The sequence below is a fragment of the Mesorhizobium sp. Cs1299R1N1 genome, from assembly GCF_037179655.1.
Lineage (GTDB): Bacteria > Pseudomonadota > Alphaproteobacteria > Rhizobiales > Rhizobiaceae > Mesorhizobium > Mesorhizobium salmacidum.
The window spans coordinates 684,770-710,612 of record NZ_JAPYKR010000001.1 but is presented as its reverse complement, the minus strand read 5'-3'; the positions used below and the strand labels follow the sequence as shown (position 1 = coordinate 710,612).

25 protein-coding genes and 1 tRNA gene are annotated in these 25,843 nt (G+C 63.6%); 13 read left to right on the top strand and 13 right to left on the bottom strand.

Annotated features, from left to right (window positions below; genetic code table 11):
• Positions 1-14 precede the first annotated feature (14 nt).
• Positions 15-815, bottom strand: coding sequence for a hypothetical protein (locus O7A70_RS03455; RefSeq protein WP_337139006.1), 801 nt, complete (start codon positions 813-815; stop codon positions 15-17).
• Positions 816-970: 155 nt separating this feature from the next.
• Between O7A70_RS03455 and O7A70_RS03450 the strand changes: the two genes are divergently transcribed.
• On the top strand, positions 971-1,996 hold the full coding sequence (locus O7A70_RS03450; protein ID WP_337139005.1) for a sugar-binding transcriptional regulator: 1,026 nt from the start codon (positions 971-973) through the stop codon (positions 1,994-1,996).
• Here O7A70_RS03450 and O7A70_RS03445 read toward each other — a convergent pair.
• Genes O7A70_RS03445 through O7A70_RS03435 form a run of 3 tightly spaced genes read right to left on the bottom strand, consistent with a single transcriptional unit; the run spans position 1,983 to position 5,161 of the window.
• Positions 1,983-2,834: a TIGR01459 family HAD-type hydrolase gene (locus O7A70_RS03445; RefSeq protein ID WP_337139004.1), complete on the bottom strand. Its 852-nt coding sequence runs from the start codon at positions 2,832-2,834 to the stop codon at positions 1,983-1,985. The genes O7A70_RS03450 and O7A70_RS03445 overlap by 14 nt on opposite strands.
• On the bottom strand, positions 2,831-4,105 hold the full coding sequence (locus tag O7A70_RS03440) for an FGGY-family carbohydrate kinase (RefSeq protein WP_337139003.1): 1,275 nt from the start codon (positions 4,103-4,105) through the stop codon (positions 2,831-2,833). The genes O7A70_RS03445 and O7A70_RS03440 overlap by 4 nt, the downstream gene beginning before the upstream one ends.
• Positions 4,106-4,120: 15 nt before the next feature.
• Positions 4,121-5,161, bottom strand: a complete 1,041-nt coding sequence (locus O7A70_RS03435) for a class II aldolase/adducin family protein (protein ID WP_337139002.1) — start codon at positions 5,159-5,161, stop codon at positions 4,121-4,123.
• A gap of 180 nt (positions 5,162-5,341) precedes the next feature.
• Here O7A70_RS03435 and O7A70_RS03430 point away from each other — a divergent pair, with 180 nt between their 5' ends.
• The 8 genes from O7A70_RS03430 (at position 5,342) to O7A70_RS03395 (ending at position 13,751) form a co-directional block, all read left to right on the top strand.
• Positions 5,342-6,124 carry a DeoR/GlpR family DNA-binding transcription regulator gene (locus tag O7A70_RS03430; protein ID WP_337131930.1) on the top strand — a complete coding sequence of 261 codons (783 nt, stop codon included), beginning with the start codon at positions 5,342-5,344 and terminating at the stop codon, positions 6,122-6,124.
• Positions 6,121-7,500, top strand: coding sequence for an FGGY-family carbohydrate kinase (locus O7A70_RS03425; RefSeq protein WP_337139001.1), 1,380 nt, complete (start codon positions 6,121-6,123; stop codon positions 7,498-7,500). The genes O7A70_RS03430 and O7A70_RS03425 overlap by 4 nt, the downstream gene beginning before the upstream one ends.
• Positions 7,497-9,041, top strand: a complete 1,545-nt coding sequence (locus O7A70_RS03420) for a sugar ABC transporter ATP-binding protein (RefSeq protein WP_337139000.1) — start codon at positions 7,497-7,499, stop codon at positions 9,039-9,041. Before O7A70_RS03425 ends, O7A70_RS03420 begins: the two co-directional genes overlap by 4 nt.
• Entirely contained in the window at positions 9,038-10,036 is a 999-nt protein-coding gene (locus tag O7A70_RS03415) for an ABC transporter permease subunit (RefSeq protein ID WP_337138999.1), read from the top strand. Before O7A70_RS03420 ends, O7A70_RS03415 begins: the two co-directional genes overlap by 4 nt.
• An 80-nt stretch (positions 10,037-10,116) precedes the next feature.
• Positions 10,117-11,055, top strand: coding sequence for an ABC transporter substrate-binding protein (locus tag O7A70_RS03410; protein ID WP_337138998.1), 939 nt, complete (start codon positions 10,117-10,119; stop codon positions 11,053-11,055).
• A gap of 73 nt (positions 11,056-11,128) precedes the next feature.
• The gene (locus tag O7A70_RS03405) at positions 11,129-12,022 is read left to right on the top strand and encodes a sugar phosphate isomerase/epimerase family protein (protein ID WP_337138997.1); all 894 of its coding nucleotides are present in this window, start codon (positions 11,129-11,131) and stop codon (positions 12,020-12,022) included.
• Between the two features lie 134 nt (positions 12,023-12,156).
• Positions 12,157-12,510 carry a cupin domain-containing protein gene (locus O7A70_RS03400; RefSeq protein WP_337138996.1) on the top strand — a complete coding sequence of 118 codons (354 nt, stop codon included), beginning with the start codon at positions 12,157-12,159 and terminating at the stop codon, positions 12,508-12,510.
• Positions 12,511-12,872: 362 nt separating this feature from the next.
• Positions 12,873-13,751 (top strand): MBL fold metallo-hydrolase, encoded by an 879-nt coding sequence (locus tag O7A70_RS03395; RefSeq protein ID WP_337138995.1) that lies wholly within the window; start codon positions 12,873-12,875, stop codon positions 13,749-13,751.
• Positions 13,752-13,934: 183 nt separating this feature from the next.
• Here the strand turns inward: O7A70_RS03395 and O7A70_RS03390 are convergent, their stop codons facing one another.
• The 4 genes from O7A70_RS03390 to O7A70_RS03375 form a co-directional block, all read right to left on the bottom strand.
• The gene (locus tag O7A70_RS03390) at positions 13,935-14,720 is read right to left on the bottom strand and encodes an HIRAN domain-containing protein (protein WP_337138994.1); all 786 of its coding nucleotides are present in this window, start codon (positions 14,718-14,720) and stop codon (positions 13,935-13,937) included.
• A gap of 885 nt (positions 14,721-15,605) precedes the next feature.
• The gene (locus O7A70_RS03385; RefSeq protein ID WP_337138993.1) at positions 15,606-15,848 is read right to left on the bottom strand and encodes a hypothetical protein; all 243 of its coding nucleotides are present in this window, start codon (positions 15,846-15,848) and stop codon (positions 15,606-15,608) included.
• Between the two features lie 71 nt (positions 15,849-15,919).
• A tRNA-Arg gene (locus O7A70_RS03380) sits at positions 15,920-15,996 on the bottom strand.
• A gap of 86 nt (positions 15,997-16,082) precedes the next feature.
• Positions 16,083-17,246 carry a M20 aminoacylase family protein gene (locus tag O7A70_RS03375; protein ID WP_224614642.1) on the bottom strand — a complete coding sequence of 388 codons (1,164 nt, stop codon included), beginning with the start codon at positions 17,244-17,246 and terminating at the stop codon, positions 16,083-16,085.
• Between the two features lie 294 nt (positions 17,247-17,540).
• Here O7A70_RS03375 and O7A70_RS03370 point away from each other — a divergent pair, with 294 nt between their 5' ends.
• Both O7A70_RS03370 and O7A70_RS03365 read left to right on the top strand, forming a co-directional pair.
• Positions 17,541-18,707: a D-alanyl-D-alanine carboxypeptidase family protein gene (locus O7A70_RS03370; RefSeq protein WP_337138992.1), complete on the top strand. Its 1,167-nt coding sequence runs from the start codon at positions 17,541-17,543 to the stop codon at positions 18,705-18,707.
• Between the two features lie 62 nt (positions 18,708-18,769).
• On the top strand, positions 18,770-19,867 hold the full coding sequence (locus O7A70_RS03365; RefSeq protein WP_337138991.1) for a CobW family GTP-binding protein: 1,098 nt from the start codon (positions 18,770-18,772) through the stop codon (positions 19,865-19,867).
• Positions 19,868-19,870: 3 nt separating this feature from the next.
• Here O7A70_RS03365 and O7A70_RS03360 read toward each other — a convergent pair whose 3' ends face one another.
• From O7A70_RS03360 to O7A70_RS03340, 5 genes are all read right to left on the bottom strand, one after another.
• A complete protein-coding gene (locus O7A70_RS03360) occupies positions 19,871-20,119 on the bottom strand; it encodes a sulfurtransferase TusA family protein (RefSeq protein WP_337139035.1) in 249 nt (82 codons plus the stop codon).
• A gap of 53 nt (positions 20,120-20,172) precedes the next feature.
• The gene (locus tag O7A70_RS03355) at positions 20,173-21,492 is read right to left on the bottom strand and encodes a murein L,D-transpeptidase family protein (RefSeq protein WP_337138990.1); all 1,320 of its coding nucleotides are present in this window, start codon (positions 21,490-21,492) and stop codon (positions 20,173-20,175) included.
• 242 nt (positions 21,493-21,734) lie between these two features.
• The gene (locus O7A70_RS03350) at positions 21,735-22,685 is read right to left on the bottom strand and encodes an acetyl-CoA carboxylase carboxyltransferase subunit alpha (RefSeq protein ID WP_337138989.1); all 951 of its coding nucleotides are present in this window, start codon (positions 22,683-22,685) and stop codon (positions 21,735-21,737) included.
• A 97-nt stretch (positions 22,686-22,782) separates the two neighbouring features.
• Positions 22,783-23,700: a site-specific tyrosine recombinase XerD gene (locus O7A70_RS03345; protein ID WP_337138988.1), complete on the bottom strand. Its 918-nt coding sequence runs from the start codon at positions 23,698-23,700 to the stop codon at positions 22,783-22,785.
• A 35-nt stretch (positions 23,701-23,735) separates the two neighbouring features.
• Positions 23,736-23,888 (bottom strand): hypothetical protein, encoded by a 153-nt coding sequence (locus tag O7A70_RS03340; protein ID WP_015315495.1) that lies wholly within the window; start codon positions 23,886-23,888, stop codon positions 23,736-23,738.
• 210 nt (positions 23,889-24,098) lie between these two features.
• On the opposite strand from O7A70_RS03340, the gene O7A70_RS03335 reads away from it, so the two are divergent.
• Both O7A70_RS03335 and aroB read left to right on the top strand, forming a co-directional pair.
• Entirely contained in the window at positions 24,099-24,710 is a 612-nt protein-coding gene (locus O7A70_RS03335; RefSeq protein ID WP_337138987.1) for a shikimate kinase, read from the top strand.
• On the top strand, positions 24,707-25,843 hold the full coding sequence (gene aroB / locus O7A70_RS03330) for a 3-dehydroquinate synthase (RefSeq protein WP_337138986.1): 1,137 nt from the start codon (positions 24,707-24,709) through the stop codon (positions 25,841-25,843). Before O7A70_RS03335 ends, aroB begins: the two co-directional genes overlap by 4 nt.

Genomic DNA, 25,843 nt, shown 5'->3' with positions numbered 1-25,843 from the left:
TGCGCCAGGAGGCCTTATGGCAAATGCGCAAGCAAGGTGGCGAAGACAGGTGTCAATTCATCGGCCGGGCTCGTTTTGGCGCAGGCCTGGATGATGCGGTCGCGGCGGATATCGGCGGCCAGGATCGCGATTTCCAGCATGTCGGGCTCCGGCGCGTCGTTGCGGCCGTTTGTCGCCAGCCCGCAGGCCAGGACGACCGGCGCCAGGCAGCTTATGTCGAGCGCCCTATCACCCATTGCCGTCGCTTCCGGGGCGGTGTCATCAAAACGGATCGGGCGCTGGCCGAGGCACTCGATCAGCAACGCCGAACACGTCGCCGCGATCGCCTGCAGTCCAGCACCAGGCGCGGCCAGGGCGGCCAGCAGATCGCCATGGCGCTTGCGCATGGCCGCGTGGACGGCGGCGAACCCGGCTTCATGGATACGGGCATGGTCGATCTTCAGCCCGGCAAGCACCGCCTTGGTCAGATAATACATGTCGCGCCGGAACAGGCGCTCGGCGCTCAATTGCTGGTCTTCGGCCCCTGCCGGGAAATAGGTGCCGAGGCCTTTTACGGTCGTTCCGTCGACCCTTATCGGACGTTCATGCGGGACGAAGGATTCGGCGATCGACAGCGCTTCGTCGACGGCACTCGCGGCATGGCTGAGCAGGCCTTCGATGCCTTTGCCCGGAAACGGCGGCAGATGGCTGGTCGCTTCGTGCAGCAGGCTGGCCTCGCTGGCGCCGTCATGGCGGCTCTGGCGGATGATGTCACGGACTTCCCGCAGCCGGTCCTTGAGGTTGACGCGGACATCTTCGGAGATTTGTCGGAGCATCGCGGTTCGCCTCGAATGTGCCGTGCGGAGCCACCTGCAATGGCCCGCCCACCGACTCTACATTGTTCCTATCGATTGGTAGATCAATAGGCGATACTAGACCAGCACGCAGAATCGGCGACGGCGCGCGTCCGCCGCCGCGGGGGAGGGATCATTTGGCCAGGGGACGACAAACCGACGAAAGGCGGGCCGACGAAAGGCGGGCAGGAGCCGAAGCGACCGAGCAGGTCGTCAGCGAGAGCCGGACGGACCGCCTCAGGATCCGCGCCGCCTGGATGTATTTCGTCGAGCAGATGACGCAGAACGAGATCGCCGACGTGCTTGGGGTCGGCCGTGTCACCATCGTGCGCATGCTGGCGGAGGCGCGGTCGCGCAACGAGGTCAAGATCACCATCGAGAGCGAGCTTCTGGAGATCGTGCGGCTGGAACGCGCGCTTGAAAAGACCTTCGGCCTGCAGCAGGCGCTGGTGGCGCCGCTGACAGCAGCCGATGCCGACCCGATCCCGGCAATCGCCGCCAAGACCGGCATGTTCCTGTCCGATGCGATGAAGTCCGGCATGCAGGTCGGCGTCGGCTGGGGCAATACGCTGTTCCACACCTTGCCGTTCATCAGCGCCAAATCGCTGACCGATTTCAAGGTGATTTCGCTGCTTGGCGGCGTCGGCATCGCACGCCGGACCAACCCGGCCGAGTTCGCCTGGCGCTTCGCCCAAATCTTCCAGGGCGACGGCTATCTGATGCCGACGCCGGCCGTCGTCGACAGCGTCGAGACCAAGATCGCGCTGGTCGAACGCTGCGGCCTGCAGGAGGTTTTTGAAATGGCCGACGCGCTCGATGCCGTTCTGCTGAGTGTTGGCGGCATCGCTTCAGCCACCACCTTCTCGCGCGGCGGCTTCCTCAGGGAAGCGGACCGGGAGGCGCTGCTGGCGCGCGGCGCCGTTGGCGACCTCCTGTTCCATTTCTACGACCGCAATGGCGATCTGGTCGACCATCCCGTCAACAACCATGTGATGTCGGTGAACGTCGACCGGCTGCGCAAGGCGCCGATCCGCATTCTGACCTCCGGCGGCGCGGAAAAGACCGATGCGCTGCTCGGCGCCATGAACCTGATTGCGCCGACAATCCTGATCACCGACGAGGAAAGCGCAAGGCGGATGCTGGAAGCGGTCAGCGAAAGCTGAACGAACTCGTGGTGTAATCCGGCCAGGCCTTGTGTTCGTCGAAAACAGCGGCGAGGTCAGGCGTGCCGACCAGTATTCCACCCAGCACCAGCGCCGTTGCGATTCCGACACCATTGCCGCCTGCAATATCGTGTTCGACACTGTCGCCGACGCAGATCACGCTGCCGTGCTCTGGTTCGCCGGCCAGTGCGAGTGCCGCCTCGAAGATCGCCGGATAGGGCTTGCCGATGCGGGTGACACCGCCGCCCAGGGTTTCGTAGAGATCGGCGATCTCGCCGGCGCCGAAGCGAGGTCCGACCGCCGTCAGCATGATCTTGTCGGGATTGGTGCAGAAGCACGGTACTTGCCGCGCCGCCGCCGGGGCGAGCAGCCGGCGATAGTGGTCGAGGTCGTGGCGGTCCCCCTCGCTGGCCGAGATCAGCACCAGTTCGGCGTCTTCGCCAGCCTCCGCCAGCCCGAACGGCAGGCCTTCGATCGCGCTGCGGTCGCCGTCGCGGCTGATCAGCAGACACTTCGTGCCGGACCGCAAGGCTCCGGTCGCCGCCATCTCGTTGAAACGTCGCCACGCCACCTCGCCGGAGGACACGAAATGGTCCCAACTGCCGGCCTCGAAGCCAAGCTTCAGCAGGCGTGCCTCGTTGGGCCGGGCGCGCTTGCCGGAATTGGAGATCAGCACCACGGTCTTGCCGGCGCGCTTCAGCGTGGACAGTGCCGCCACCGCGCCGGGATAGGGAGCCTGCCCGTCATGCAGCACGCCGAACTGGTCGAGCAGGAAGACCTGGTAGCGTTCCGCCAGCGGCCCGATGCCGTCGAGACGTTCGAGCTTTTTCGTATTCATAGAAGCCCTGCCTCGCTTGCGCCTTTCAGCGCCAGCCGTGCCGTACCCGCGGCGGCCTCGTCCGACAATGCCGGCAGGAACGCGACGCCGAGCTTGCGCTGCCGGATCGCGCTCCACACCGGGTTAGCGGCGCCGCCACCGACGCTGCGAATGGAGGTCAGGGCCGGCGCGCCGAGTTCGGCCAGCCTGCTGTAACCAAGCGCCTCAATCGTCGCCATGCCCTCGAACATCGCCTTGAGGTAATCGGCATCGTCAGCGGGCCGTGGGGTGAGACGTGGCGGCAAGGCCGGATCGGCCACGGGAAACCGTTCGCCAGCCGTACCAAGCGGATAGTAGTCGAGGCCGGTCTCGGTCGTGGGGTCGATGATCGCGCTGAGTTCGATGATCCGCGCGAGCGGAAAATGCTGCGCCAGCACCTTGCCGCCGGAATTCGAGGCGCCGCCCGCCAGCCACACATCGCCGAGCCGATGGCTGTAGATGCCGAAGCGCGGCGCCGAGATCGGCCGGTCGGACAGGATCTTGATGGTTAGCGAGGAGCCCAAAGCGGTGACGCCGTCGCCGGCCGCGGTGGCGCCCGTCGCCAGGAACGAGGCACAGCCGTCCGTGGTGCCGGCAACCACGACCACATCGCGCGGCAGGCCGAAAAGCTCCGCGGCGGCTGCGGTGAGCGTGCCGGTGACATCGCCCGGTTCGGCGACATCGGGCAGCAGGTCCATGCGCATGCCGGTGGTCGCGATCCAGTCCGGCCAGCGGCGGGCCTCGACATCATAGCCGGTCTTGAGCGCATTGTTCTCGTCGCTGACGCCGAAGCGTCCGGACAGGTTGCCGGCGATCCAGTCGGCTTGGTGCAGCACGGCTGCTATGCCGGGCTGATGCTGGAACCGCAAGGCTTTGGCGAGGCCGGAAGTCGCCCCGTGGGCGGCGCTCGCTGCCGGCGCCTCACGGGCGACCATGGCCGGGATGTCGGCGTCATCGACCTTGTCGTTGTACATCAGTGGCTCGGCCAGCGGCCGCCCATCGATGTCGACCGGCAGCAGCGTGCCCGACGTGCCGTCGACGGCGACGGCCCGGATCGCGGCGCGGTCAATGCCCGAAAGCAGATCCGCCAGCGCCGCCTGGACCGCTTGCCACCATATCAGGGGATCACGGGGGTTCTGGCCAAATCTGTCGAGTGGCACGGCGGATTGGCCGGCGATGGAAAAATCCTGACGCATGGCGACGGCGCGGGCGCCGGAGGTGCCGATGTCGATGCCGACGACAAGTGGCGTCATGTCGTCCGTCCCCTGTTAGGCCGTGCTGGCGGCGTTTAGCTTCTGGCGATACTGCTCGGCGTCCCAGTTGACCAGCTCGTCGTTCTCGGCGGCGGTGAGATAGTTCAGCCGCGCCTTGCCATCGACGCGCGCGGTCACGTCGGCGAGGCAACGCTGCATGGCGTCGGCACCCGCGCCGGCGTCGCCGCGCATCAGCACGCCGGCGCGGGGAAACAGGATTGCCACGGGTGCCGCGCCGACCCGCGCGACGACGCCGGCCACGTCCTCGCCCGGCTTCGCAACGACCGAGCCCTGGCCGAGGAAGATGACATGGTCCGGATAGAGGCTGCCGGCCTCGGCCATATCCAGGCTTTCCGCATCGAGCGCGACCGCGTGCGCTTCGACATCCGCCGGCAATCGGTAGTCGCCGGCCAGCGCCGTCAAGGCCGCGATATCAGGTGCTGCGGTCGTGCGCGGCTGCCGCGCCAGCAGCGACCGGACGCAGTGCAGCAAGGCTTCCGCCGCGGCGACGGTTTCGGCGGCGACCACCAGCCCGTGATTGCCAAGGATGAGCACGTCGACCCCCGGCCGCAATTTCTCGGCAATGCCGCGGGCGAGCGGCAGGCCCGGCCGGAAGTAGGGCACCCAGGCCCATTCGATGCCGCGAAGCCGCCTGGCGACCTCGGCCTCGCCATCGGCTTGCACGGCAATCGAAATCGTGTCGACGCAGTGGACATGCAGAACCACGCGTTGCGGCATCAAGGCATGCACCGTAGTCTCGATCGACGGGCGCAGGCCACGCGGATTGAGGTCTTCGATGGCGAAGGCCTGTGGTTTGTCGGCGGCTGGATCACGCTGCTCGACGGCCTTGAGCAGCGGTGCCATCGCCACCGGCACCATGATGTCGTCGCTGAGCGCATCCTTCAGCCAGGTCCCCGAGGCCTTGATCCACAGCGTGTCGCCGGCCTTGAGCGAGGTGTTGCCGCCCGCCGCCTGTGTCATATGCGGGTTCAGCCCGATGCTGGCCGAAAGCGCCCGCAAGGCGGCAAGTTCCTGTGCATCAGCTTGGGTTGCCATGGCCCTTTTCTCCAGCGCTCGCACAAAATCCCGTCGTCGGGACCGGTGTTGGCGATGGTATCGCAGATGTGAGTGATCTGCGTCAATGCTGATCTACTATCGTCAAATCGGCTTGCAATCCGACTAATGTTGAGTAAGTTGCACCAATTGCCATGGAAAATGGCGTCAGGGAGGAAAGGGTTGAGCGACCTCGGCCGCCAGCGTCAGATCGTCGAACTGCTGCGGGACCGCCCGTTCGCGTCCGTGCGCGAGTTGCAGGAGCGGCTCGGTGTCTCGGCGGCGACGGTCCGGCGCGATATCGACCGGATCGATGAGGCCGGTGAAGCCCGCAAGGTCTATGGCGGTATCTCGGCACTTGACGGCGCTTCGCATGCGGGCGTCGCCTATGCGCGGCCCTATGACGAGAACCGTGACCTTGCCGTCGAGGCCAAGCGGCAGATCGCGGCGGTCGCCGCGACCATGGTGCGCGATGGCGATGCCGTCATCGTCCATGGCGGCTCGACCTGCTTTCATCTCGGCGTCAAGCTCGCCGACCGCAGCATCCGGCTCTACACCAACTCGATGCCGCTCGCGGCCTATCTAAGCGATCATGGCCATTGCAGCCTGACGGTTGCCGGCGGCGACCTGCACCGCGAACCAGGCATCATCCATTCGCTTACCCAGGCAACGCCTTTCTATGCCTCGAAATTCTTTCTCGGCACGCAAGGCCTCAACCAGGAAGGGCTGCTGGAATCGCATCCGCTGCTGGTGCGCTCCATCGTCGACCTCAGCCTCTGCGCCGATCAGATCGTGGTGCTGGCCGACAGCCGCAAACTCTCGATCCACGCCCGCAATGTCGCGCTGCCGCTGTCGCGCATCGGCACGCTGGTCACCGATGACGGGCTCTCCGATGCCGATGCGCGCATGCTGGAGGATGCCGGCGTCATGGTGCGGATTGCTTCAACCTCGGGAGCCCTCGCGTGAACGTGGCGGTGCTCGACTTCGGCAAGACCAATTCGAAGCTGTTCGTCTTCGGCCAGGACGGACGCATCCTCGAAGAGCGCCGCACGCAGCCGAAATGGACGCGACAAGGCGGTTTCAGCGTACTCAACGAGGCCGCCCTCCATGACTGGGCGCACGGTGCCGTCACCGACGCGGTCGAAAGCCACGGGGTGGAAGGAGTGGCGGTGTCGGGCCATGGCTGCACCTTCGCCCTTGTCGACGACAAGGCGCTGACCCATCCGATCCTCGACTACGAACAGGAGCCGCCGGCTGAAATCGCGGCGCGGATCGACCGCCGTATTCCGGATTTCGCCGAGACGTTCTCTCCCCGCCTGCCGCTCGGCTTCAACTATGGCCGTCACATGCTGTGGCTGCAGGAAGTCGACCCCGACACGTTCGCGGCGGCGAAATGGTTCCTCGGCTATCCCCAGTACTGGAGCTGGCGCCTCGGCGGCCTGCCGGTCTGCGAAGTGTCCTATCTCGGTTGCCATTCGCATTTGTGGGCGCCGCGCGAACGCGACTTTTCCTCGCTGGTCGACGCCGAAGGCTGGCGCGGCCAGATGCCGGCTTTCGAACGCGCCGGCGCCGTCATCGGCGAGCAGCGCTTCGGCAGTGCCGGGCGATCGATCGTCATCCACAACGGCGTCCACGACTCCAATGCGGCGCTGTACGCCTATCGACGGCAAGGGCTTGGACCGCTGACCGTCGTGTCGACCGGCACCTGGGTCGTCGTACTCAATCCCGACTGTCCGCTCGAAGCGCTCGACCGCGACCGCGACATGCTGGTCAATGTCGATGTCGACGGTGGTCCGGTGCCGACCATACGCTTCATGGGCGGGCGCGAATTCGCCGTCATCAGCGGCGGCTGGCAAGGCGCCATCCCGCCTGGCCCGATACAGCAGGCGATCGATGCCAGCCTCATGGCGCTGCCGAGCTTCGCTCCGGGCGGGCCGATGCCGGATCGGCCTGGCCGGCTGGTCGGGCGCACGCCCGATGCCGGTGAACGCGCGGCGGTGGCGCTGCTTTACGTGGCGCTGATGATCGATCTCTGCCTCGACCTCATCCATTCCGACAATACCGTCATCGTCGATGGCGGACTGAACACTGGCGGCCTGCTTGCCGGGCTGCTGGCGCAGCTGCGTCCCGGTCAGGCCTTCCTGCAAGGTGCCTCGCTGGAAGGCAGCGCCACGGGTGCCGCGGCACTCGCCTTCGAGAGTGTGGGCCGCGACTTCGCCGCCGAGCCGCCGGAGCCGGTGCAGGCGACACAATTCGGCGGCCTCGCCGGCTATCGCGACACCTGGCGCGATAGCGTTGCCGGGCATGATAGCGCCGCCAGGGCGGCCGGTGGTGCGCGATGAGCGCGGCAGTCCAGACGCTAGCGGCGCGCCAGCCGGTGCTGGAGATGCGCCACATCTCCAAGACCTTTGGCGCGATACGCGCCCTGCAGGACGTCTCGCTCAGCGTCCACGCAGGCGAAATGCACGCGCTGATGGGCGAGAACGGCGCCGGCAAGTCGACGCTGATGAAGGTGCTGTCCGGCGCCTATCGGCCGGATCCCGGCGGCGAGATCCTGATCGATGGCGCGCCCGCCGCGACCGGCGATCCGATCAAGGCGCGCGCCGCCGGCATCGCGGTGATCTACCAGGAACTGTCGCTGGCGCCGAACCTGACGGTGGCGCAGAACATTTTCCTCGGCAACGAGCCGCGCCGCTTCGGCGTCGTCGACCGCGACCAGTGCAACCGGCGCGCCGCCGAGATCGTCGGCCGGCTCGGTGTCTCCTTCTCGGCGCGTGCCCTGGTTTCCAGCCTGTCGCTCGGCGAGCGCCAGCTGGTCGAGATCGCCCGGGCGCTGTCGACCAATGCGCGCATCATCGTCATGGACGAGCCGACCACTTCGCTGACCTCGCGCGAGACCGACCGCCTGTTCGAGGTGATCGCGACGCTGAAGGCGCAAGGCATCGCCATCATCTACATCAGCCACCGCATGGAAGAGGTCTACCAACTCGCCGACCGCGTCAGTGTGCTGCGCGACAGCGGCTATGTTGGCACGCTCGATCGCGCCGACCTCAACGCCTCGCGCCTGGTGTCGATGATGGTCGGCCGCGACCTCTCCGCCTTCTACAAGAAGGATCATCGCCCTCCGGACGAGAAACGCGCCGTCGCGCTCTCGGTGCGCGGCATGTCCGACGGGCATCTGCTGAAGAACTGTTCGTTCGACCTCCATCACGGTGAGGTGCTGGCACTGGCAGGCCTCGTCGGCTCGGGCCGCACCGAGCTTGCCAGGCTGATCTTCGGCGCCGACAAGCGTAGCGCCGGCACGATGGAACTCGACGGCAAGCCCGTGACCGTCGGTTCGCCGCGCGAGGCGCTCGATGCCGGCATCGCCTACCTCACCGAGGACCGCAAGGAACTCGGCCTGTTCCTCGACATGTCGATTTCGGACAACATCAGCATGGGCGTGCTGGCCAGGGATGCGCGAGCCGGCGGCCTTCGCGATTTCACCGCTGCCGACAGGCGAGCGGCAAAGGCCATTGCCGACCTGTCCATCCGCACCGGGTCGGCACAAGCCAATGCCGGCTCGCTGTCGGGCGGCAACCAGCAGAAGGTGCTGCTCGCGCGCCTGCTGGAGACCGAGCCGAAGGTCGTCATCCTCGACGAGCCGACCCGCGGCGTCGATGTTGGCGCCAAGTCGGAAATCTACCGGCTGATCGACAATCTCGCCAACAAGGGCATCGCCATCCTGATGATCTCCAGCGAATTGCCCGAGGTGATCGGCGTCGCCGACCGCGTGCTGGTGATGCGCGATGGCGCGATCGCTGGCGAGGTGACGGCATCCGAAGGCGAGCCGCTTCGTCAGGAAGCGATCATGGAACTTGCGACGGGAGCGTCTCAGCGATGACAGACAGGACGACCGGGACGAAGAGCGTGGATCAGGCGGCGGTCAGGAGCCGGCGGCTGCGCACCACACTTGCGGCGCTTGGCATGCTGCCGGTGCTGGTGCTGCTGGCCGGCGGCTTCCAGTTCATCAATCCGCGCTTTCTGACCGGCACCAACCTGCTCATCGTCACACAGCAATCGTCGATCAACATCGTGCTTGCCGCCGGCATGACCTTCGTCATCCTGACCGGTGGCATCGACCTGTCGGTCGGCTCCATCCTCGCCGCCTCGGCGATGGTGGCGGTGCTGGTGTCGCTGGTGCCGGACTGGGGCCTGCTCGGCGTGCCGGCGGCCATCCTGGCTGGGCTGGGCTTCGGGGTCATCAACGGGCTGCTGGTCGCCTATATCAGGCTGCCGCCGTTCATCGTCACGTTGGGTTCGCTGACCGCCGTGCGCGGCGTTGCCCGCCTGCTCGGGCAGGACACGACGGTGTTCAACTCAGACCTGCCGTTCGACTTCATCGGCAACGGTTCGGTGCTCGGCATCCCCTGGCTGGTCATCATCGCGCTGTCGGTGGTGGTGCTGTCCTGGCTGGTGCTGAAACGGACCGTGCTCGGCACCTGGATCTACGCCGTCGGCGGCAATGCCGAGGCAGCCAGACTGACCGGCATCAAGGTCCCGCTGGTGCTGCTCTTCGTCTACGGCGTTTCCGGCCTGCTCGCCGGCCTCGGCGGCGCGATGTCGGCGGCCCGGCTCTACGCCGCCAACGGCTTACAACTCGGGCAGAGCTATGAACTCGACGCCATCGCCGCCGTCATCCTCGGCGGCACCAGCTTCGTCGGCGGCGTCGGGTCGATCTGGGGCACGCTGATCGGCGGCCTGATCATCGCGGTGCTGTCCAACGGGCTTATCTTGGCCGGTGTCTCTGATATCTGGCAGTACATCATCAAGGGATTGGTCATCATCGTGGCGGTCGCCCTCGACCGCTACCGGCTCCAGGCAGGGGCGAGAACGTGAGTGACCTGGTCGCCGGCATTAAAGACCGGCTTGTGTAACGCACCGTGAGAGGCGCGGGGCATCAGGAGGAAGTAAGCGTAATGAAGACCATCGCCAAACTGCTCTGCGGCGCCGCCCTCGCGGCCGTCGCCATCGTGCCGGCATCGGCCAAGGACCTCAACAAGGTCGGCATCTCGGTCGGCCTGCTCGGCAACCCCTTCTTCGTCGCCACCATCAAGGGCATCGAGGATGCGGCCAGGAAGATCAATCCGAAGGTCGAGGTGACATCGGTGTCGGCCGACTATGACCTCAACAAGCAGGTCTCGCAGGTCGATTCCTTCATCGCCGCCGGCGTCGACGTGATCATGCTCAATGCGGTCGACGCCAAGGCAATCGCGCCGGCGGTGAAGAAGGCGCAGGCCGCCGGCATCGTCGTCGCCGCCTTCGACGTTTCGGCGCCGGGCGCCGACGTCACGGTGATGACCAACAACGTCAAGGCCGGCGAGGAAGCCTGCCAATACCTGGTCGACCACACCGGCGGCAAGGGCGACTACGTCATCCTCAACGGACCGGCGTCTTCGTCGATCCTGGAGCGGGTGAAGGGCTGCAAGAACGTGCTTGCCCAGCATCCCGACATCAAGATCCTGTCCGACGACCAGAATGCCGAAGGCTCGCGTGACGGCGGCCTGAAAGTGTTCCAGTCGCTGCTCACTCGTTTTGACAAGATCGACGCGGTATTCGCCATCAACGATCCGACGGCGATCGGCGCCGAACTCGCCGCCAAGCAGCTCAACCGTTCCGAGTTCGTCTTCACGGCGGTCGATGGCGCACCCGATATCGAGAAGGAACTGGCGTCCGGCAAATCGATGATCAAGGCTTCGGCCTCGCAGGATCCCTATGTGATGGCCGGCCAATCGCTGACCATGGCGGCCGATCTGCTGGCCGGCAAGAAGCCGGCGGAGGCCACCGTGCTGCTCGACCCGAAGCTCATCACCGCCGACAACCTCAAGGATTACAAGGGTTGGACCGCGGCCCGCTAAGCCTCCCAAGGCTGGTGCGGCCGGGGCGATCCCGGCCGCACCCATTCTCATTCATCTAATGCCGGAGACGATCATGTCGCGCATCGGAATCCATTCCTTCGTCTGGTCGGCAAGCTCGGCGCAGGGCGAGCTCGAACGCACGCTGGCCAATACCAAGGAGGCCGGGTTCGACCTGATCGAATTCTCCTATCTCGACCCCGCCAATGTCGATATTGGCGGGCTTGCCAAACGCATCGCCGACCTTGATCTCGGCGTTGCGATCAGCATTGGATTGCCTGGTGATGGCGATGTGTCGAGCGCCGACAAGGCGATCGCCGCGCGCGGCGTCGAGATACTCAACGAGACCATCGCGCTGACGCGCGACCTCGGCGGCAGCAAGGTCGCCGGCATTCTTTCGACCAGCCATGGCCTGCAGGTCGAGGCGCCGACACGCGATCAGTGGAACCGCAGCGCGGCAACGCTGGCCAAGGTCGCCGAGACGGCGAAGGCCGCCGGCGTCACGCTCAACCTCGAAATCGTCAATCGCTTCGAGAGCAACCTGCTCAACACCGCCGCGCAGGGCCTCGCCTTCATCGAGGACACCGGGTCGGACAACATCTTCCTGCATCTCGACACCTTCCACATGAACATCGAGGAGGCCGATGTCGGTCTCGCCATCCGCCACGCGGCAGCCAAGATCGGCTATGTCCATATAGGCGAGAGCCATCGCGGCTTCCTCGGCACCGGCAACATCGACTTCGCCGCGATATTCGATGCGCTGACCGCCATCGGCTATGCCGACGACCTCAGCTTCGAATCCTTCTCCTCGGAGATCGTCGACGAAAACCTGTCGAGGAAGACCGCCATCTGGCGCAATCTGTGGACCGACAATATGGCCCTCGCCAGGCACGCGCGCGCCTTCATCAGCCTCGGGCTGGAGACGGCGCAACGCAAGGCGGAGTTGGTCTCGGCACGGCACAAGCCATAGCACTCCAAGTGGGCGCGGGCAGCGGGCGGGCCATGCCGGGATGCGCGGCCGCACCTGTTCGCTTTGCACGGCATTGCTCCCGTCATGTGCATCGGCTATCCGACCGCGAACACATGAAGCAAACGGAGCCCGGCATGACGAACAAAACCATCCTCAAATTCGGCCCCGTCGAGCACGCGGAAGCCGGCGACCTGCCTGGCTGGATCGTGGTCGAGGGTCAGCCGACCATGCAGACCGCCGTCCAGCACACGACTGCGGATGGCAAGGTAATATCGGGAACCTGGCGGGCCTCGCCCGGCACCTATCATGCGACCTACACCGACTATGAGTTCGTGCACATGATCGCCGGCCGCATCATCATCACGCCCGATGGCGGCACGCCGGTCGAAGTTGGCCCCGGCGACGCCTTCGTGGTGGAAGCCGATTTCAAGGGCACCTGGAAGATCATCGAGCCGGTGACCAAGCATTTTGTCGTCCGGGTCGGCTGAGCCGGCCTGATCGCATTCGAAGCATGAAAAGTCCCGCCATGGTCGCCATGGCGGGTGACCACGGCCAGCTTCGCGCACATTGCGGCATAGCTACCCGCACCGCTATTGCGATCAACCTGCTTCGCTGGGTGTCGCCGATGGCTCAGACCAGGTGCGCTGACTTTGCGCGGACATTTTCTTCGGCGTTGACGGCACCCTTGAGCACGACGGGGGCCTATGCGGCATGCCAGTCGATAGCTGTACCACAGGGTGGCCATCGGCAACGGGTCGCCATTGCCGGAACATGCCCTGGGCCTATATCCCTAGCGAATTCGCGGTCGGCCCGACCTCGGTCGCGCCTCCGTAGCCAGAGGATGTTCGGCATGACAAGGTTCAACTCCACGACCAGGCTATTGGCGATGACGGCCTTGACGCTGCTCTATCAAGGCGTGGCAATGGCGCAGATGCCGGCGCAGCAGCCGGATGCAAAATCATTCAAGCTTGGCAAGCTCGACATCGTCGCACTGCACGACGCCCAGTTCGTCAAACCCAACGATGGCAAGACCTTCGGCCTCGATCACAGCCCCGCGGAAGTCGGCGAACTGCTCAAGGCGGCGGGGGCGCCGACCGATACCATCACGCTGAGCGTCGACGCCCTGCTGGTCAAATCGAAGACCAGTGTCGTGCTGATCGACACCGGTGTCGGCGGCGCGCTGCAGGACAGCCTGGCCAAGGCCGGTGTCAAACCCGGTGACGTCAACGAGATATTGATCACCCATTCTCATCCCGATCACATCGGCGGACTGGTCAAGGATGGCAAGCTGGCTTTTCCCAATGCCACGATAAGGATGTCGGACGTGGAGTGGGATTTTGCCAAGTCCAACAAGGATGCGGCCGATATCGTCAAGGTCATCGCCGACCATGTGAAACCATTCAAGGCCGGCGCCCAAATTGCGCCTGGCATCACCTCGGTAGCGCTCAAGGGCCACACACCTGGCCACGTCGGCTACCAGATCAAATCCGGAGAAGAACGGCTGTTCGATATTGGTGACACGGTGCACAGCTCAATCATCTCGCTCGCCAAGCCGTACTGGGCCTTGGCCTTCGACGGCGACAAGCCGGAAGCGGAGCAGAACAGGGCCAAGACCCTGACGACGCTGGCCGAGGACCACGAGATGATCTTCGCACCACACTTTCCGTTCCCGGGTGTCGGGCAGATCGAGAAGGACGGCGACCACTTCAAATGGGTGCCGAGCGAGTAGGCTCGAGCAAATTCGACTCGTGAGTGAGGTGGCTCTGGCAACCCGAAGCTGATGGCAACCACCCCCTCCATTCTCAAAGCTGGTAACCTAGGAGTATGGCCGAAGGGCGGATGCGCCTTAGGCGCGCCGAAAGCGTAGGGTGGTTGCGATATCGGCGACTCCATTTGGCGTTTATGTCAACAGTCAACTTTGCGGTGTCCGTCTTTCGACAATATCCACGACGCTCATGGCCTTAAAATCCACGATAGTTTTGTGGTCTTCATCGTCACATGGTCTGAAGCCAGATGGCCAACGACTGACCAATTCGCACAAGAGGCGGAATTGAACGGGCGCATCTGGATTTACCTGTCTTACCTGAACTCGCAGCTTATTCTTCGCCCCTTCCGCGAGGCGCCTTAGGTCACCTGCAAGATAGCGAGGGAAATAACCAATCATCGCAGCGGGATCGCTTATTCTTAGCGCGACGGCACTTGAGTCGAACGGATTTTGAAGATCCAGCATTGGAAACAATCGTTCTCCAGGTGTCAGGTTAAGAGTTCGTTCTTGAGCTTCTTCAAGAACATGTCGTCCGCCGTGGCAGAAAAACACCATTTGATACAATCCAGTCCCCGATTTTTCGGGTACCGGATGAACTTGAAGCGTATCTGTGGCTCGCCCACCGCCCATCCGCGCCATTAGTAAAAGCGGGTCGGAGTGCTGATTTCTGTAGATTCCGGACCACCGAGCATACTGACTGAACTCCGGCCGACGCTCATTCATTACGCGATTTGCAAAAATAGGGAACAACTCTGTAGACACGTAGATAGCTCTGATGTCAGTCAGTCCGGCGAACGGCGAGAAGTTGGAGGAGTGCAACGCGCCGTTTGTATACGCGAAGACATAGTGGCCTTGGCTGCGCTCAAGCTTCGCCACCGGATACCAATGGCGAGTGATAGGGTCTTGCCAATTAATGAAGAAGACGTCACTCACCGCCACGACTCCGCAGTTCGAGAAGCCTACGCTTGTTAGCTGATAGTAGGCGAATTCCGAACTCCTTCTGAGGATCACTCATGACAGTGGTTGGCACCATCGTGAAAATATTCTCAACCGAGGCGTCGGATGTCGATCCAAGTGTGTCGAGCCATTGGAGGCCACTGCTTCGATCTGCTCGAGCAGCGGAGGCAAAAGCTTCGACGGTCCCCAGTGGCTTTTTGTCTGTTGTGTTTTCAAATAATGCAGAGCGGGCCTTTGCAGCGAACGCATGGACGGCGTACCGCACATCTTTAGTCGCAAGCCGCTCAATTCGTTCTTTATCAGACAGCTCTCGTCCTAGACTAGACGCATGATCAAAGGTCGGAGAGAGACTGACTGATCCATCTTTTGCTCGGATTAATCCCCAATTCTCGTTATGTCGATCGGTGTTGCCTGTCCACGCGTCCAACATCAGGTACCCGATGAAGTGGTGCCACGCGGGGCGAAAGAGTGGCCGTAGATTGACGGCGAGCGCAGCAAGTACCCGGCCCACCGTATGTTCCCGTTGTAAGTATTCTCGGGTGCCATCGGTTGCTTTTGTGGAGCGGGCAATCAATTCATTCCCAAGGATCAGCCGACCGCCATCTTCGACCAGAGACGGCGTGATGATGCATCGCCGTCCTTGGCAAGTTGCCAGGTCATAGTGAGCATGGGGAAGTCCTCACAGCGTAGCGAGTTCACATACGATTTTTTCTGCCCAGTCCTCGCCGGTATCCGGTCTCCCGAATTTTACTAGGCATAGTTTTTCGCCGCGCTTAACCCAAAACTTCTCCTTAGTGCCGAGGTTTTCGGGGAGTTCTGTGTCGACCGAGACAATATCAATGATAGGGTACACTAGGACAGTCACAGAAGTAGCGCTTTTTCGGCTGTAACGGGCTCGCGGGCCTCGTGGGTCTTCGGGAAAAGGTGACCGCAAGTGTCCATCGTCGGCACAAATGGAATATGGTCGAGACGCTCTTGAACCATCATCACAGCGATCGGACCATACTTAGGACCTTGCCTCTTCACTATATCGGCGGTGGCCCCGATGTCGGGTTCCAACTGCTCTTCTGTGACATCTCCGAACGTCTTCATGTCACGCACCATGTCGCGTTCACTGGCCGGCTTGCAGGAAAACAATATAAGGCCGTGACCACAGAACGGGTCTTTTTTCCTGATGGTGATCCCGACAGGAATCGAACCTGTGACCTACAGATTAGGAATCTGCCGCTCTATCCTACTGAGCTACGGGACCACGCGGCCCGACACATAGCCGCTTCGGATCGTTTCGCCAAGAGGGCCGGCCGAACGCAATTCGGCCGGCGTTTTTACTGACCGGCCTCAAGCGGCTAGCGCCGTCTCCGCCAGTTTCACCCAATAGCTCATGCCGTGCGGGATGGCTTCGTCGTTGAAGTCATAGGCCGGGTTGTGAAGACCGGCGGTCTCGCCATTGCCGATGAAGATGAAGGCGCCGGGCCGGGCTTCCAGCATGTAGGAGAAATCCTCGCCGCCCATCACCGGCTGGATCGCGCGGTGCACCTGGGCATCGCCCGCCACGTCGGCGGCCACATCGCTGGCGAAGACCGTCTCATCCGCATGGTTGAACGTCACCGGGTAGTTCGCGTCGTAGTCGACTTCGATCGTCGCGCCATAGGCGGTAGCCAGCCCCGCGCAGATCGCTCGAATACGTTCCTCCGATTTCTTGGCCACTTCCTTCTTCAGCGTGCGTACGGTGCCGGCGATCTCGGCCGATTCCGGAATGATGTTGTAAGCGTCGCCCGCGTGGAACTTGGTCACCGACACCACCACGGCCTCGACCGGATCGGTGCTGCGCGAAGCGATCGTCTGCAGGGCGCCGACCAGTTGGCTGGCGATGACGATCGGGTCGATCGTGCCGTGCGGCATCGCCGCATGGCCGCCTTTGCCTTTCACGGTGATGGTGAATTCGGCCGTCGCCGCCATGATCGGGCCTGGACGGATGGCGAACTGGCCGACCGGCAGGCCGGGCATGTTGTGCATGCCGAACACTTTCGCGATAGCGAAGCGCTCCATCATGCCGTCCTTGACCATCTCGTTGCCGCCGCCGCCGCCTTCCTCCGCCGGCTGGAAGATCACCGCAACGGAGCCGGCGAAATTGCGCGTCTCGGCGAGATATTTCGCCGCGCCGAGCAACATCGCGGTGTGGCCATCATGGCCGCAGGCATGCATCTTGCCCGGAACGGTCGACGCGTAGGGCTTGCCGGTGATCTCCTTGAGCGGCAGTGCATCCATGTCGGCGCGCAAACCGATCGTGGGGCCTTCCCCCTGACGGCCGCGAATGATGCCGACGACGCCCGTCTTGCCGAGGCCGGTCACCACATCGTCGCAGCCAAACTCTTTCAGCTTTTCGGTGACGAAAGCCGCGGTCTTGAAGACATCGAAGTTCAGCTCTGGCGTCTGGTGCAGATGCTGTCGCCAGCCGGCGACTTCGTCCTGCATTTCGGCGGCGCGGTTCAGGATTGGCATGGTGGTTCCATTTCGTTGTTGGTGCAGCCGGCTTCAGCCTGAGGTTTTGCAAATGGGCCGGTGCTTTGCAATTGTGCCGTAGGCTTTGCAATTGTGCCCCGGGCTTTGCAATTGTGCCCCGGGCTTTGCAATTGTGATTGTCAGGCGCTTTGCCATGTTGGCGTCACATAGGGTAAATAGCACCGCAATAATGCGGTCCGGTTTTTGAGGGTCGGATCCTTATGCTGGCGGTCACGTAACGAAATCTTACGGAACCAGGGGCAATCAGGGCAAGAGGCGATTTCGGATTCGATCATGCGGCACAGGCATTTCCTCAAACTATTCCCGGCTGGCGCAATCATGCTGTCGGTTCTGGCCGGACCGGCGCTGGCCAATCCGGTGGTGGTCTTCGACCTGAAGAGCGGCCAGATCCTGCAGCATCAGGATGCGTTCAAGCGTTGGTATCCGGCGTCGCTCAGCAAGTTGATGACCGCCTATGTGACCTTCAGGGCGATCGCGGCGGGGGAAGTCCAGCTCGATTCGCCGATCAAGGTGACCAAACACTCCGCCGGCGAACCGCCGAGCAAGATGGGTTTTAAGCCGGGCTCTGTGATGCGGCTCGACAATGCGCTGAAGATGATGCTGGTCAAGTCGGCCAACGACATCGCCATGGCGGTCGGCGAGAATGTCGGCGGCTCGCAGGCCGCTTTCGCCGAAAGGATGAACGCCGAGGCGGCCCGGCTCGGCATGAACGGCACCCACTTCGTCAACCCGAACGGCCTTTACTCGCCCGACCAGTACACGACGGCGCGCGACCTTTCGATCCTGGTGATGGCGATCCGCCGCGAGTTCCCGCAATATGCGCCGTGGTTCTCGATCGAGGGGCTCGCGGTCGGCAAGAAGGCGATTCCGAACTACAATCTCCTGATCGGCCGTTATCCCGGCGCCGACGGCATGAAGACCGGCTTTGTCTGCCCGTCCGGCTTCAACATGATCGGTTCGGCGACCCGCAATGGGCGCACGCTGGTGGCTGTCGTGCTCGGCGAGAAGTCGGCGGTCAGCCGTGCCGAAACCGCGGCCAAATTGCTCGATCTGGGCTTTGACGCGCCTGCCGCCGGGTCGACCACCGTCACCACGCTCGCCCCCTACGGCGATCTGATCTCGCCCAACGACATGCATGACGAGGTCTGCAAAAAGAAGACGAAGGCGGAGCAGTCCGAAGCGCCGCCCGCCACCGCCGCCAAGGACGCGCCGAAATCACCCTATCAGGAGAAGCTCGACCATGTGCCGACACTGGTTGCCGTCGGCCTCGGCGGCGCCACCGGTCCGGCGCCGAAAGCGATCCTCGACGAGGGCGCGCAGGAATATGCCGATGTGCCGATCCCGACCTGGCGGCCTGACAAGCCCATACCCACCGGCACCGGCCCGAAAGTCGCGGGTGCCGCCGCGCAAGGCGACCAGTCGGCCAAGGTCGCGAATTAGAGCATAATCCAAAAAATCCGGTTTTCGCTGGAGATCATGCTCAAATCAAAAGGCAGAATCAGATGAACGGTTTCCCGATCCCCGTCTCGGTGCTGACCGGCTTCCTCGGCGCCGGCAAGACCACGCTGCTCAACCGGCTCCTGAAGGATCCGGCGCTGGCTGACACCGCGGTCATCATCAACGAGTATGGCGAGGTACCGATCGATCATCTGCTGGTCGAGCAGGCCTCCGACGGCATCATCCAGCTTTCCGACGGCTGCCTGTGTTGCACGGTGCGCGGCGAACTTGTCGACACGCTGGCCGACCTGGTCGATCGGCTGCAGACCGGCCGCATCGCCCGCCTTGCCCGCGTCATCGTCGAGACCACGGGGCTGGCCGACCCGGCACCGGTGCTGCAGTCGATCATGGGCCATCCGGCCCTGGTCCAGGCTTTTCGGCTCGATGGCGTCATCACCCTGGTCGATGCGGTCAACGGCGATGCGACACTCGATGCGCATGTCGAGGCGGTCAAGCAGGTCGCGGTCGCCGACCGCATCGTGCTCTCCAAGGCCGATCTGGTCGCCGATCCCGGCGATCTCGAAACGCTGCGGGCGCGCCTGCGGCAGATCAATCCCGGGGCTCGACTGCTCGATGTCGGGGAGACGAAAGCCGGTGTGGCGGCGCTGTTCGACTGCGGCCTCTACAATCCGGCCACCAAGTCCGCCGACGTGCGGCGCTGGCTCGGCCAAGAGGTCGCGCATGATCACGACCATGATGGCCACCATGACCATCATGATCATGCCCATCGCCACGACCAGCGCGTAAAAACCCATTCGCTGGTGCATGACGGGCCGGTGCCGTTTTCAGCCATCGAGATGTTCCTCGATCTCCTGCGTTCCACACATGGCGAGCACTTGCTGCGGATGAAGGGCGTCATCGAACTGCAGGAGGACCCGTCGCGGCCGCTGGTCGTGCATGGCGTGCAGAAGATCCTGCATCCGCCGGTGCGGTTGCCATCCTGGCCGGACAGCCAGCGCGGCACGCGTCTGGTGCTGATTACGCTCGACATGCCGGAAGACTATGTGCGCCGGCTGTTCGCTGCCTTCACCAACCGGCCGTCGGTCGACACGCCCGACCGCGCGGCGCTGGAACACAATCCGCTGGCGATCGCCGGACGTTGAGTCTTACGGGCGCTGTTCGCCGCGTTCGACCAGAAAGCGATGGCCATCGGGCATCGCCGCTGTCTCGATCAATTGGTGACCGCTGTCGGCGCAGAATGCCGGAATGTCGATGACGGCCAGCGGGTCGGTGGTCTCCAGCCAGAGCCTGCTGCCGGGCTGCATACCAGCCAGGCGTTTTTTCGCCTTCAGTGCGGGCAAGGGGCAGTTCAGCCCCTTCAGGTCATAGACCGCGGCTTGTTTTAAGTCATGCATATCGTTGACCCAAAAAACCGCTACGCACTCTTGGGCGACATGCATTGGCCAACTCAGCCGCCGAACATGCCGAGCAGCTTGTTCTTCAGCTTCGTCACGCGGCTCTCATCGGCACTTGCAGCCTGCGTCTCGGCCGCAGGTGCGGCCTCGGTTGGGGCAGCGATGGTCGCGGTGGCGACGGGAGCTTCCTTGGCGGCCTTGGCCGCTTCCTTTGCAGCCACAGCTTGCGCCTTAGCTGCTTCCTTTTCAGCCAACGCCTGTGCCTTGGCTTGCTTGGCGGCCTCGATGGCCGCCAGCCTCTGCTCCTCCGCCTTCTGCTTGGCTGCCTTCTCGGCGTCGAGCGCGGCCATCTTGCGGCCGGCGGGCGAATCGATGCGGCCCATGCGCGCCGTCTCGGTCACCGAACCGTCGGTGTTGAGCGACGGCGGATCGATCGGCACGCGCTCGCCACGAGCCCGGCGCTTCGACCAGTCGGAGACGATGCTGGCTTCCTTGATGCCGGCAATCGTCGGCTTGGGTGGCGGCACGCTGGCCTTGAGCGCGCTGTTGAAGGCCGCGTCATAGGTGCTTTGATAGGTGTTGTAGGCGCTCTTCAGCGAATCCGGCTGCGTGGTCGCCGGGCAGGGACCGGTCGGATTGAAGGTCTGCCCATCGGCGGCCACCTGGTTGAAGACGTAGCGCTTTTCGCAGACGTCGACCTTCGGCGGCACCTTGGTGACCTCGAAATTGTCGTAGCCGACCTTGAGCATCTTCCAGAATTCGTAATTCGGGTCGCTGCGGTAGCGCGCCATATTGGCCGCGGTCATGCGGAACGGAAAAGCCTGGATCTGGAACTCGGTCTGCCCGCCTTGGAAGGCGTCACGACCGAAGGCGTAGATCTGCTCGATCTGTGCGTCGGTCATCGAATAGCAGCCCGATGACGAGCAGGCGCCATGGACCATCAGATTCTGCCCGGTGCGGCCATTGGCACGATCATAGGCGTTGGGAAAGCCGATGTTGAACGACAAATGGTAATTCGAGCGCGGATTCATCTGCGACGGTCGAACCGTGTAAAAACCTTCCGGCGCCTGGCGGTCGCCTTCCGTGTATTTCGGCCCGAGCTTGCCCGACCATTTGCAGATGTCATAGCTCGCTACCATATCGTAGCGGCCGTTGGTCTTGGCCTTCCAGATCTCGAGCTTGCCTTCTTCCTTGAAGATGCGCGCCATCACCGAGGAGGTGCGGACCATACCCTTGGCTCTCATGTCGGCAAGGATCTTGTCGGGCAGCGGCTTGTTGGCTTCCGGGGCAAAGTCCTTCATCGACGAATCATTGCAGCCCGCGACGGCTATCGAGGCGGCAAGGACTCCAGTACGTGCAAGCTTGGCAAACATGGGCAAGGCTATGTCTTTTTTCTCGGGCCAATGGCTTCGAAACAGCCAAACCCGCATGCTGAACACCGACGGACCGTAAGCCCGTTAACCTTGAAAATTCCTTACCGCAAGGCTCGGCCAATCTCTCACGGTGATTTCATTGAACCGAATGGGGCGGCATTTTTGTGGCGAAATTGCTCATCGCCGCCACATTGCCAAGGACAGGGAGCTTCCGCCAGCCGTGTTCCGCCGCCCAAGGGGCGTCAGAGGCTGCGGCCCATCGCCAGGTATTTCTCGCGGCGCTGTTCGCGGAAATCGGTGTTGGCGCCGGCAAATTCCTTCATCGTCTTGGCGATGAGATCGCCCGTCGCGGCAATCACCGTTTCGGGCCCGCGCTGGGCACCTCCCATCGGCTCGGGGATGATGGCGTCGATGATCTTCAGTTCCAGCAGGTCCTGGGCGGTGATCTTCATGTTGGTCGCCGCGTCCTTGGAGCGGGTCGTGTCGCGCCACAGGATAGAGGCGGCGCCTTCAGGCGAAATCACCGAATAGATGGCGTGTTCCAGCATGTAGACGCGGTTGGCGGTGGCGATCGCGATGGCGCCCCCCGAGCCGCCTTCGCCGATGACTACCGAGATCGACGGCACTTTCAGGCCAAGGCAGGCCGAGGTCGAGCGGGCTATGGCTTCGGCCTGGCCGCGCTCCTCGGCGCCGACGCCGGGATAGGCGCCGGCCGTGTCGACCAGCGTCAGCAGCGGGATCTTGAAGCGATCAGCAAGCTCCATCAGCCGCACCGCCTTGCGATAGCCTTCGGGGCGCACCGAGCCGAAATTGTGCTTCAGGCGGCTCGCCGTGTCCGAACCCTTTTCCTGGCCGAGGATTGCAATGGGTTCGCCGCGAAAACGGGCAAAACCGCCGACGATCGCCTGGTCTTCGCCGAAATTGCGGTCGCCGGCGAGCGGCGTGAAGTCGCTGAACAGGCTCTTGATGTAGTCGACGCAGTGCGGCCGGTCGGAGTGGCGCGCCACCTGCACCTTCTGCCATGGCGTCAGCGCCTTGTAGAGTTCGCGCAGCGCATCGCGCGAGCGCTTCTCGAGCCTGGTGATCTCATCGGCGACATCGACCGCCTCGCCGTTCTCGGCAAGCTTCTTGAGCTCGAGGATCTTGAGCTCAAGATCCTGCACCGGCTTTTCGAAATCGAGGTAATTGTACATGCTTGGGCGGACCGATGCGTCGGAAGGCAAGACTGCGGAACCATTGAAACCTAGGCTCCGGGCGGTGAAATGTCGTCCTCACATAGCGATATGAGGTCTAGTCGGCAAGCGGATGATGATCGTTGACCAGCCGCACCAGCCGCTCCTCCAGCACGTGGGTGTAAATCTGTGTCGTCGATATGTCGGCATGGCCGAGCAGTTGCTGCACGGCCCTGAGATCGGCGCCGTTCTGCAGGAGGTGGCTGGCGAAAGCATGGCGCAGCACGTGCGGTGAGATCTTGGCCGAGGCAATGCCGGCGCGCGCCGCCAATCCTTTCAGATCACGGGCAAAGACCTGGCGCGAGAGATAGCCGCTGTCGGATGCCGCCGGAAACAGGAACGGGCTGTTGGCGAAGGCGGGCAGCTTGGCCCGAGCGCCAAGCCAGCTCCGCATCGCCGCGCGCGCCTTGGCCGACAGCGGCACCATGCGTTCCTTGTCGCCCTTGCCGCGCACCATGAAGAAACGGTCGTCGCGTTGCGCCACCGTCACCGGCAGGCCGACCAGCTCGGAAACGCGCAGACCCGTGGCGTAGAGCACTTCGACCAGCGCATGCAGGCGCAGCGCCGCCAGCCTGTCGGCGTGGCCGAGCCCGGCATCGCCGGCTTCGTGCGCGGCGCGGTCGATCAGCCGGCCGGTTTCGGCCTCGCTCATCGTCTTGGGCAGCGGGCGGCCCTTTTTCGGGCTGTCAAGCGTGCCGGTCGGGTCGTCGCCGCGCAGACCTTCGGCATAGAGGAACTTGAAGAATTGGCGGATCGCCGACAGTTTGCGCGCCTGCGAGGTCGGCGCGAAGCCGCGCGCGGCAATGTCGTCGAGATAGGCCCTGATATCGGCGGCACCTGCGCGGGCAAGTCCGCCATCGATCCCGTCGGAAGCATCCTCCAGATCGCGGCGATAGGAGGAAAGCGTATTCTCGGCCGCCCCCCGCTCGGCACTCATCATTTCCAGGAAGGCCTCGATACGGGCGGCGCTGTTCATTTCCTTGAGGCGGTTCCGAGTCAGTTTTTTGGGGTTCAGTTTTTCTTAGGATTGAGCTTTTCCGGCGGAATACGCACGCTCATTTCCGCCTTTTTAGGCTCGACGAACATCACCAGCGCGAACATCGTACCATAGGCAATGCCGGCCAGAATCGCGAGAGTCACGACAAAGCGAAACAGTGTCGGCATCAATTCTCGCCCGTCTTTTTGTTCTGCGTTTCCAAACCCTGTGCCCTTATGGGACGCCAACCCGGCCAATTCAAGGAAGAAGCGGGGCCCTGTTAGCAACTTCTGATGCGAGCGTCGCCCTGTCCATATCAGCCCAAGGCACTCGGCACGCTTGACGCAAACCGGCTTTTCATGTCGATACGCCGGCAAAGAGGGCCCAAGAAACAGCTGATGAACGCGTTACAGGCAAATCCTCCAGGCGAGACCCATGCCGCGCTGCTTGGCCGGCTGGGCGGCCGGTCCATTGTCTTCGTCGGGCTGATGGGCGCCGGCAAGACGGCGATCGGCCGCAAGGTGTCGACGATGCTTTCGCTTCCCTTCATCGACAGCGACCAGGAGATCGAGAACGTGTCGCGGATGACCGTTCCGGAACTGTTCGAGCGCTATGGCGAGACCGAGTTCCGGGCTCTGGAACAGCGTGTCATCCTGCGCGTGCTTGAAAACGGCCCGCAGGTCCTGTCGACCGGCGGCGGTGCCTTCATGAACGCGCAGACGCGCGAAGCCATCGCCACGCACGGCGTGTCGGTGTGGCTGAAGGCCGAGCTCGACCTTCTGATGGACCGCGTTTCCAAGAAGCAGAACCGGCCGCTTTTGAAAAGCGCGGATCCCCGCGCCGTGCTGGAGCGGCTGATGGGGGAACGCTATCCGGTCTATGCCACCTCTGACATCACCGTGCCGACCCGCGACGATCGCAAGGAGGTCATCGCGGCCGAGGTGCTTGAGGCGCTGTGCCGGCATTTCGGCATCGATGCGATAGCCGCGACGGGCGAGGTCGATACATGAGCGCGGATCAGCCTGTCACCGTCGAAGTCGGTCTGGGCGACCGGGCCTACGACATCTTGATCGGTTCCGGCCTGCTGTCGCGCGCCGGCGCCGAGATTTCACGTCGGCTGCCCGGCACACGCGCCGCCGTCGTGACCGACGAGAACGTCGCCGCCGCGCATCTCGATGCGCTGAAGGCCGGGCTCGAAAAGGGTGGTATCCAGCCGGCCGTCATCACCATGCCGCCCGGCGAGAAGACCAAGAGCTTTGCCCATCTCGAGGCGGTGGTCGATGGCGTCCTGGCAGCCAGGCTGGAGCGCGGCGATGTCGTCATCGCCCTTGGCGGCGGCGTCATCGGCGATCTCACCGGTTTTGCCGCCGGCATCGTGCGGCGTGGCATGAATTTCGTGCAGGTTCCGACCTCGCTTCTGGCGCAGGTCGATTCCTCGGTCGGCGGCAAGACCGGCATCAACAGCCCGCGCGGCAAGAACCTCGTCGGGGTCTTCCTCCAGCCCAAGCTGGTGCTGGCCGACACCGAAGTGCTCGACACGCTGCCGATCCGCGAATTCCGCGCCGGCTATGCCGAGCTTGCCAAATACGGGCTGATCGACCGGCCGGAATTCTTCGCCTGGCTGGAAGCCAACTGGGAAAAGGTGTTCGCCGGCGGACCGGAACGGGTCGAGGCCATTGCCGAGGCCTGCCGCGCCAAGGCCGATGTCGTTGCCCGTGACGAGTTCGAGACCGGTGACCGCGCCTTGCTCAATCTCGGGCACACTTTCGGCCATGCGCTGGAAGCCGCGACGCAGTATGACGGCGCTCGCCTTGTCCATGGCGAAGGGGTGGCCATCGGCATGGCGCTGGCGCACCGGTTCTCGTCGCGGCTCAATCTCGCCAGCCCCGACGACGCGGCCCGCGTCGAGGTGCATCTGCGTGCCGTCGGGCTGCCGTGGCGGATGGCCGATATTCCGGGCGAACTGCCAGATGCCGAGGCCCTGCTTTCATTCATCACGCAGGACAAAAAGGTGTCGCGCGGCGCGCTGACGTTCATTCTGACGCGCGGCATCGGCCAGGCCTTCATCGCCAAGGACGTGCCTGCCTCGGAAGTGCTGTCGTTCCTCAGGGAAAGCCACCCAGCCAGCCGGAAAGCCGGCTGA